Here is a 9,658-nt window from a genome sequence, read left to right as displayed (position 1 = left end):
TTCCAGAATTGCTGCCTGGTATTCTTTATTCACCTTATGATCGTACACCTTATCGATAAAAGGTACCGGATATACTTTACCGGATGAGCCCTGGTAAACTCTCTTTTCGAAAAATACAGGGTTAATTTCAGATTTTCCTAATTCATAAGTTGGTATCACCAACTTTTCGAGCGATGCCTTTGTCATCATTACTTTTTTTGAGTTTTTTGAGTAGTAGGTTTTAGTTCGTCAGGAGTTCCTTTGGTGTACAAATTCACGCCATGACGATCTTTCTTTTCAAATAATTCCTGAATCACTGCCGGATCTAATTCATCCTTGGGGTTAAAGGCTGTGGAATTCATATAATTTACAAGGCTATGACGCAGCTGAGCTGACGCCGGTCCGTTTGAAGGCTCAATGTTTAAGGTTGTAACAACCAATTTCCCCTTACCTACTTTGGCCTCGAAAAGCTGTGCCAAACGGCGGCTCAGGAACCAGGTATCGATGGGTTGAACAATAGGGCGGAATGCAGGAGGGAAACTGTCGATACACATCACCTGCTGACCATTCACAATCTCCCACCATTGGTAGTCGCTGTGGTAGGAGGTCGGAAAGTCTTTAAACGCGGGGTGATTTTCCTGCACCAAAATTCCGGTCGTATGCGGAGGCCGCATTTTAAACCAGGATGTATTCCAAAATACCGGGGTGAAATTGGCAACAATGTCTTTACCATTTTCTATTTTGCCGGAAGCATCGAGCAGAACAGAAGCTCCGGCGTCCAGTTTTTTCAAAGCAGCTTGATCCAGCTTGTCGGTATAGTAAATATCATCTTTCTCACGGTTTGGTTGCTTTGCCGGATATACCCAGAAGTCCCAACTGTTGGAGAATCCTGCTACATCCACTTCCAATTTGCATTGAACAGCCTTCCCTAGCTTATCCAATAGAAAATCAAGCGTTCCCATCGTGTTCAATTGCCCGGTTGTAATGGTCTGCATCCCGAAATCACCGGTTGCCAAAGTATCTCCACTTGCTGTAGTAATGCTATAGGTTGGTGTCACATCTTTCAAATCTTCAGTTCCGTAATGTGAAACTGCTACCGGGAATTTCAAGCTTTCGGCATTTGTAAATACAAACTTGGGAAACTCGGCCAGAGGTACAGTCTGGTTACAGAAGTGGCTGATCTGTTCTTTGGTGATATAACCTTTTTCCTGCCAAAATACATTGAGCATTCCGATAATCGCACTCCCCTGTCCCGGGAAGTCATTCAGTCCCAACAACTGAAATCCATCCAGGCTCTTTGTTCGGAACTCGGCTTCAATTTCAGCTTTATAACAAAGTGCCTGTAACTTTCCGGAAGCCATCAGGAAGTCATGCGCCTGATCTCCCATATGATGATCTTCCAGGATACCTTTGAACATTTCAAAGTTCTTGGCTTTATAAACTCCTGTATACTTGTCAATCTCCGAAAAATCAGGAAACACACAGTATTGCCCCATCTCATGGGTAATATACGGACGGCTCTCGTCGGCAATGCGTTCATCATAGTTAAACGTTGCATTCGGTTGTTTCTTGAATGGCAGTCCACGCGGCACCGAACGAACCAAATATTCACTTTCCGGGTTTACGCTCCAACTGCGGCCAATAGCAGCAGCAGTGTAGATCCGTCGCGAATCCTTGCTTTTCCATTCTTTCAGGCTTTTATCGAGAAACGGCACATAATTACCGTAAGGTTCGTTGCAATAGGCCCACATCACAAAGGATGGATGATTTCCGTAAGCCTTAATAATTCGGCTCATCTCTGCCAAAATATAATTATCGACTGGTCGGCCATCACCCAGCGAAGTACCATGATTTGGCCAGCTTGCACCCTCCGGCTGAACGTACATTCCCAATTCATCGGCAGCAATAAATGCTGCTTCGGGTGGGCAATGGGAGTGAAAACGAATATGATTTAACCCACTCTCTTTGCAGATTTGCATGATTTTTTTCCACGACTCCACATCTGTTGGCGGGTATCCGGTCAAGGGGAACGTATTACATTCCAATGTTCCGCGCATAAATACCGGACGACCATTCACCAATATTTTACCATTGGCAATTTCAACCTTACGCATACCAAATGTTTGTTGAAGCTCATCTTCTTCCATGCCGGGAGCCTTAACCGTCGCGGTCATTTCATACAAATTTGGCGTAAACTCGTCCCACAGCTTAACGTCATCCCCCATATCGTAATCAACTTCCAGCTCTTTTCCATTACCCGAGAGCTTAACCTTTTGGCTGACCATAGGAAGAGTTTTCGTCTCCCCCGTCTTCAATCGGGCCTGCAAATTTATCTCTGCATCGACGGCTGCAACATCTTCAGTTTTCAGCTGAATAATTGCTTTAACTGTCTTCGACTCAATATTTGGATACAGTTGCATGTCAGCAATGTACAAGGGTGATCCTGCCTGCAGGTAAAGCTCCCCAACCATGCCGTTCCAGTTACCCTGTGTGTGATCCGAAATGCTGTGCGAATCAGGACCAACGTTGATCGAATCGGTGCGATTATCAACGCAAACGGTAATGAAGTTACTACCGGCTTTCAGCAGTTTGGTCACATCGTATTCATGTGGTGTAGAAAGGCTATTCTCGTAACCTGCCTTTTGGTCGTTCACCCAAACAGTAGTTTGCCAGTGCGGGCGTTCCAGGTGCAAAACAACACGTTTACCCGACCAGTTTTCAGGCACAGTAACCTCTTTACGGTACCAGGCTGCACCTTTGTAATATTTGTTCGGCGTTAGCCAAAACGGAAATTTCACATCACCTGGCTGACGATACTTTTCCAATGCCGGATTGAAATAAAACGAACTATCGTAAATCGTCCCGGTCCACGGTGTATGTAAATCAGGAACATCACCTTTATCATTTTCCGCCATTGATCCTGGTAATACAACAGTTTCCTTCAAATTTTCGGAATACCATTTTTCAGATTTCCCCACATCTGTCGGGTCAGTAGCAAATTGCCATTCACCCGATAAATCAATGCGATTTTCAGTTTTCGGCGCACAGGCCGCCAATAGTAATAAAGGGAATAACCAGGTCAGAAAAGATCGTTTCATGAAGTCTGATATTTTAAAAGTTTGATTCAATTTCTTCGAGTGATTTGCCTTTGGTTTCGGGCAATTTTTTCAAGATAAACAAGAAGCCTGAAAGGCAAATAAGAGCGTACAACCAGAATGTTCCGCCGGCTTTTAGCAGGTCATTCAAAATCGGGAAGCTGTAGGTGAGCACAAAACATGCACTCCACAAAGCAGTGGTTGCAACAGCCATCGCGGCACCACGCAGGCGGTTCGGGAAGATCTCCGAAAGAACAACCCAGGTAATCGGTGCCAGTGTCATTGCATAAGTGGCAATAGCCATCAATACCAAAATAAGCACCACCATCCCCTGCAATTCAAGGATGTAACTTCCGCCCAAAATGAAGTAGATGATTGCCAGGCCACTGGAACCAACCAACATGAGTTTGCGCCGTCCCCAGCTGTCAACTACACGCATAGCTAACAAGGTGAAGATCAAATTCACGGTTCCTGTAATGATGATATTGAAAAGCATATCGCCAACGGAGTACCCCGCTGCTGTAAAAATTTCTTCGGCATAATTAAAAATGACATTGATGCCGCACCATTGCTGAAAAACAGCCAGTACAATTCCTAATATCAGAATTGGCTTAATTTTCGGTGAAAGCAACTCTTTAGTCTCCACTTTGGCCGGAGTGGCTTTAATGTTCAGTTCAATATTTTTTTCTTCTTCAGCCGCATAAGCATCACCCCCAATTCGGCTCAGAATTGATTTTGCTTTGGAAAGATTTCCAATTTTAACCAGGTAACGCGGACTTTCAGGAATTAAAAAAGCCAATAAAAAGAATAAGGTTGCAGGAACCAACTCGGCCCAAAACATCCAGCGCCATCCCATCTGGCCATTCCACGAATTCAGAATGTCAGCATCAGTAGCGCCTGCAGGAATTGCTTCGGCAATGAAATAATTGACCGACTGCGCGGCCAGAATTCCAATAACGATTGTTAGCTGGTTTACCGACACCAGACGACCACGAATAGCCGCAGGTGAAATCTCAGCAATGTACATGGGTGAAATAGCTGAAGCCAGTCCAATGCCCAAACCTCCGATTAAACGGTAAAAGACAAAAGGAGTGAACTGATCTACAATTCCCGTCCCAAAAGCTGAGAGGGTAAATAAAGCTGCAGCAACAAGCAGAGGTATTTTCCGACCAAAGCGTTCGGCCAAATAGCCCGACGACACGGCTCCAAGCAGGCAACCGATCAGTGCGCTACTCATTGCCCAACCTTGCAGGTACGGCGAATTAGCAATTTCAAAAAATCGTTCGTAAAATGGTTTTGCGCCGCCAATAACGACCCAATCATAACCGAAAAGAAGTCCTCCCATGGCTGAAACCAAGGTAATTCCTAAGATAAAAGGCTGATTAAATTTGTAATGGTTCACGAGTAATTGATTTAGTTTTTCAAAAATAGCTTGGATACCGCTGTCTGAGAATGAACAATCCTGCAAAAATATGGATTATTTTATCATATACGATCTTGCAACATGAACTAACAAATCAACATATAACCCAAACAAATAACTATATTTAAAGCCGTTAAAACAAGATTACAATGAAAACCAGCCGATCAAACATTAACAATTCAAATCCAAGGGGAACATGATGAAAAAACAAGATGGCTTTCCGGGTCAACAGAGCTACGTCATTCCGGAACGCATTATCGACCAGCTCAAAAAGTCTCCGCTTTGCAGTGATATTTATCTGACCGACATTGGTTATTATCCTCAAGCTCGCCATCACTTCAGGGAAAGACCCAATGGCAGTGAACAGACCATTTTAATTTATAATGTAGAGGGAAGTGGTCACATTATCCTGGGAAATCAAAAAATGCCACTTCCTGCCGATCATTTTTTCATCATTCCTGAAGGGGCACCTCACGCCTACTCAGCCGACAAAACCGATCCCTGGTCGATTTACTGGATCCACTTTGCAGGCCCCAAAGCCAAGCATCTGGGAAAACCAGTTCTTCAGGCAATGCCGGTACAACGCACCAATAACTCACGCATTAATGAGCGAATTGAACTTTTCAATGAGCTTTTTTATATTCTTGAGCGCGGTCACAGTTTTGAAAACCTGGAGTATATCAGTCAGTCGCTTCCCCGACTAATTGCTTCATTTACTTATCTCACTCAATTTAGGTCGATTAACGAACAATTCAGCAAAGATCCGGTAAGCCAGAGTATCAACTTCATGCTTGAGAATATCAATCGGAAATATAAATTGGAGGAATTGGCAATGGCAGTAAAACTATCAGCATCCCATTATTCCCGCTTGTTTTTGAGTAGAACCGGACACTCACCCATTGATTATTTCATACAGTTAAAAATTCAGCGGGCCTGCCGACTGCTGGACTCTGATGACCGATCGATAGCAGACATTGCCCGCAATATCGGCTTTGACGATCAATTTTACTTCTCACGACAATTTAAAAAGGTGATGGGCATGTCACCACGATCATACAGGAAGCGATAAGAGCTAAATTAAATATTAAGGCAGCATGTGTCAAGACTAGATATTTAAGATCCCCGGTGTTTTGCAGAACACCGGGGATTTTAGTTTATCCGTGCATTTTTAAATGTAACTAAAGAGTTGAGCTAAAATGATAATCTCCGGATTTAAGCTGATAAATGGCTTTCCCATTTTCGAAACGAAGCAACTCACAACCATCGGCATCCAAAACGTCAGCCTCCGATTTTGCAGGCAAATACAAAGTCGCGGAAGTATTCGCCGGAACAACGGCATCATACAGCAATTGGCCATCTTTAACTTCCCATTTACTGTAAATCTTACCGTACATCGAATCGTAATAACCTTCGGCCCACGTCATTTTGCCTGATGGGTCAGGGGTAGGTTGAAGAATGAACTTTTGGAAACCAGGCTCATCGCGCTGAATCCCCAGGGAGTAAGCAATCATCCACTGCCCAACAGCCCCAAACGAATAGTGATTAAATGAATTCATGCTGTTATTTCCGCCAAAACCATTTTCAACAGTGTAGCCATTTAGCCGCTCCCAGATTGTTTTAGCACCTTGATCAACAGAATACAGCCAAGATGGGTACTGCTCGCTTTGCAGCAATCGGTAAGCCTCATCATTGTAACCATAGTCAGACAAGGCTTTGCTCACCCATGCAGTGCCGATAAAACCGGTCATCAAAGAGTACTCCGGTCGAAGAACACCTCCATCATCTTCATTTTGTCGGGCAATGGTTTCTGCCAAATTAGCTGCCATATCAGAAATCACGTCGTCATCAAAAGCATCAAGAGCTAAACCGACAGCATATGACGTTTGTGTATCGGCCAATTTAAATTCGGGCTTCGCTCCCCCCTTCGGTCCCAGAAAATAACCGGAGCTGATATACCCCAACGTTTTATGATCTTTGTTTAAAAAGGTTTTATTAAAGAAATCTTTGCGCTCGTTATACATCGCCTCAAATCGGTCATAATCGGCATCTTTACCCAAAACTTTAGCCGCCTCTTTAATAATTTGCAAATCGAAGACATGATAGACCGTTGCTAAATATTGAGCTCCCAGTTTATTATTTTGCGGCCCAAGCCAGTCGCCCAACTGCACATCGCGACACATTCCGGTTTCCGGATCAATGCTTTTAGCCAGGTAGTCGATATAAGCGACCATTGCATCGTAATGCTCTTTCAGCAAGGCTTTATCATCGTATTGCAGGTAAGCTTCCCAAGCGACTGTAAGTCCCGCACTTCCCCATAATAAACCGCCAAAACCGCCTCCAATTGGGGCAACATCGGTAAATTTTCCACTCGCTTTTTGCACATCGCGCATTGCAAACATATGCCTTCTTAAAAACTGATCGGAATTGGACACATAAGTTGCAGTTCGCGAGAAAACTGAGATATCGCCCGACCATCCCATACGTTCGTTCCGCTGCGGGCAATCGGTTGGCAATGTCAGAAAGTTATCGACATTGGACCAGGTGAGGTTCGACCACAACTGATTCACTTTCGGATTTGAGGTTTCATAATCAGCAGTCAACTTCAATATTGAACTGATAGCAACTCCCTGAACAGCTTCTAAAGGAAGTGGCGCATCGATCCCGGTAATTTCGATATACTGGTAGCCACGTGATGTAAATTTAGGCTGAAACACCTGGGGCCCATCTTTCATGATGTAAAGATCCTGGCATAGTGCCGCCCGGTAATTTTCGGTCATGATCATACCCACATTATCACCCGACGCTTTCAAATCCGGATACAAAATTTCGGCATAGCGCAGGGTAACAGTATCTCCAACAGCTCCTTTAGAAAAGCTCAATCTTGGAACGCCAACGAAATTTTGTCCCATATCGTACACATAAACTCCAGGTCGAACTTCTTTCACACTTTGAGCAGTCAGGGTTGTATACACACCAGCATTGTTCCCAATCTGCCCGATCAATTTCAGATCATCATAATTAAAGTCACTTACAGTTCCGTCAAAATCACGTTCCTCTCCCGAATAAGTCGTTCCTTCCAATGGGACAACAGAGGCAGCCTTCCATGCCGAGTCATCATAACCAACCTCATTCCATCCTTCAAACTTAGCATCACGGCTTGCATCGTAAACTTCACCCAAATCGAGACTACTGTATATAATCGGGCCATCATTCGTGAACTTCCAACTTTTATCGTTAGTGGTCACAACTTTTTCCGAACCATCAGCATAATTGATAACCAATTTGGCTAGCAACGATTGGCGATCGCCAAAATGATTCCACACCGTACCGAAGCTCAACAGGCCGCTCCACCAGCCTTCACTCATCATTGCTCCCATCGCATTATCCCCTTGTTTCAGCATAGGAGTTACATCGTAGGTCTGGTAAAAATGTGATTTATTGTACTGTGTTTGTCCCGGGTTGTAAAAATCATGGCCGACTTTCTCGCCGTTGATATAGACCTCGTAAATACCACGGGAAGTCACATACAACCGCGCTGACTTAATCGATTTATCGGCTTTAAACTCGGTGCGTAACATGGGAGCCGAATTTCGACTCGGATCAGCAACAATAAAGCTCCCATTTTCTAAACCACTCAACACATAAGCACCACTCTTAACTTCTAATTTTGGGGCAAAAATTCCGTCGTATTCGCCGCTTAGGTCTTCTGTGAAAATTGTATTTCCCGGTTTTCTGATGTTTCTGATCTCCAGATCCGAAAAACGGGCCTGCTGTCCCGGCTCCATCGCGAATCCGATTTGACACACCATGCCAAAAGCCAGGTAATCGCCACCTTCTCCAATTGGATTCAAGTTGACAGCTGCACCCCCCGGATTCATTCTGAACGGTGGTACAAACTCTGCCGGTTTATTATCTTTCACATAGAAATCTTTCTCTCCATCAAGGGTCACATAGATCTTCCCGAAAAAGCTTTTTACATCAAATGCGTGTTTCTCATTCTTATTCGCATTATTAACAACTGATCTTTTAATCGTAAATGTTTTGAAAGGTTTATCCGCTAAATCTCCGGGAGCATAACCAACCCGGTAAATATTGAATTTAGCCAATCCGCTTGCAGACCTATCCATGTCTGACAAATCCAATTCAAGTTTAATGTAGCTCTGGTCCTTAGCGTTTTCTAGCTGGTAAATATTTTTGTAGCGATCCATTAATCGGCTATCGTTCGCCCCGTAAACAAAGGCAGCTTTCGTACTTCCCTTTTCGATAGCGACAGAATATCTCAAGTCGAAAATTTCATCGTAGGGAGCAAAAAATACGAGGTCTTTATCCCCACCTCCTATCCATTCGGCTCCATCCCATGCTTTCATTTCAGGATTCATCAAACCTGTTTCGAACCAGGAACTAGCTTGGTGATTCTTACCATTCTGATCCCAAACAGTAACAGTCCAGTTGTATCGAGTCGAAGGCTGAAGAGCTGATCCCTGGTAAGGAATTGCCAGTGCTTTTTGCCCTTCTATTTTTCCCGAATCCCAAACCAATTCGCCTGATGAATCTTCCACTTTAATCTGATAAGCTGTTTGATCGTAACCGCGTTCGCCCTCGGGTTCCTGCATCTGCCAGGCAAAACGTGGTATTTCCACATCAATACCCAAAGGAGTTGTTCGGTATTCAACGGTCAGGTTCTGAATTAATGAGGGTTGTTTTGAGCATCCAAAAATCAATGCAAGAAGAGCAACTGTCAGAATCGTCTTCAAGCGAAAGATCATTTTTTTTAGTTGATGGGGCGATTTTACATTCATAGGTTATTGTTTTTGTTTCATTGGGAACTCTTATTCTTTAGCGACAAGAGTATTCATCAAATAAAAATAAGGGTAAAGAACAAATTCTCTCTTTACCCTTACTGAATTTCTATTCTATAAATGGATTATAAAGTATTTTGTCATCCGGTAAATTAAACACAGTTGAAAAGTCGGTAAAGGCTGTTGGAACAGGCTCTACTCCTGTGCTGAAATAGTAATCTTCAGGGTCAGTTAGTTTTGCTTGAAGATAGTTGAATTATCCCAAAATCTCCTCTAAATGCTTTATAATACAAGGTGCTTATCAGCATAAAACTTAACTATAAAAGGAAAAATCCAACTTTTGCCCAAACAGTTTATCTGCG

General features: G+C 43.5%; 5 protein-coding genes. 1 reads left to right on the top strand and 4 read right to left on the bottom strand.

Annotated elements, in window-relative coordinates; all coding sequences use genetic code 11:
- The 3 genes from AC37HE_RS03025 to AC37HE_RS03015 form a co-directional block, all read right to left on the bottom strand.
- Positions 1–189, bottom strand: a 189-nt coding sequence (locus AC37HE_RS03025) for a hypothetical protein (protein ID WP_500781303.1), incomplete at its 3' end; no start/stop codon positions are given.
- Entirely contained in the window at positions 189–3,077 is a 2,889-nt protein-coding gene (locus AC37HE_RS03020) for an exo-beta-1,4-galactosidase (protein WP_500781302.1), read from the bottom strand. The genes AC37HE_RS03020 and AC37HE_RS03025, both read right to left, overlap by 1 nt.
- 13 nt (positions 3,078–3,090) lie before the next feature.
- Entirely contained in the window at positions 3,091–4,476 is a 1,386-nt protein-coding gene (locus AC37HE_RS03015; protein ID WP_500781301.1) for a sugar porter family MFS transporter, read from the bottom strand.
- Between the two features lie 217 nt (positions 4,477–4,693).
- Here AC37HE_RS03015 and AC37HE_RS03010 point away from each other — a divergent pair, with 217 nt between their 5' ends.
- Entirely contained in the window at positions 4,694–5,566 is an 873-nt protein-coding gene (locus tag AC37HE_RS03010; RefSeq protein ID WP_500781300.1) for a helix-turn-helix domain-containing protein, read from the top strand.
- A gap of 109 nt (positions 5,567–5,675) precedes the next feature.
- Here AC37HE_RS03010 and AC37HE_RS03005 read toward each other — a convergent pair whose 3' ends face one another.
- Positions 5,676–9,296 carry a family 78 glycoside hydrolase catalytic domain gene (locus tag AC37HE_RS03005; protein ID WP_500781299.1) on the bottom strand — a complete coding sequence of 1,207 codons (3,621 nt, stop codon included), beginning with the start codon at positions 9,294–9,296 and terminating at the stop codon, positions 5,676–5,678.
- Positions 9,297–9,658: the final 362 nt, after the last annotated feature.

The sequence above is a fragment of the Mangrovibacterium sp. genome (assembly GCF_059905295.1).
This window is presented reverse-complemented; position numbering and strand designations above follow the sequence as displayed.

What these genes read in the sequence shown, in the direction of transcription:
- AC37HE_RS03020 (WP_500781302.1), bottom strand. Translation starts at nt 3,077, where the DNA reads ATGAAACGATCTTTTCTGACCTGGTTATTCCCTTTATTACTATTGGCG.
- AC37HE_RS03010 (WP_500781300.1), top strand. Translation starts at nt 4,694, where the DNA reads ATGATGAAAAAACAAGATGGCTTTCCGGGTCAACAGAGCTACGTCATT.
- AC37HE_RS03005 (WP_500781299.1), bottom strand. Translation starts at nt 9,296, where the DNA reads ATGAATGTAAAATCGCCCCATCAACTAAAAAAAATGATCTTTCGCTTG.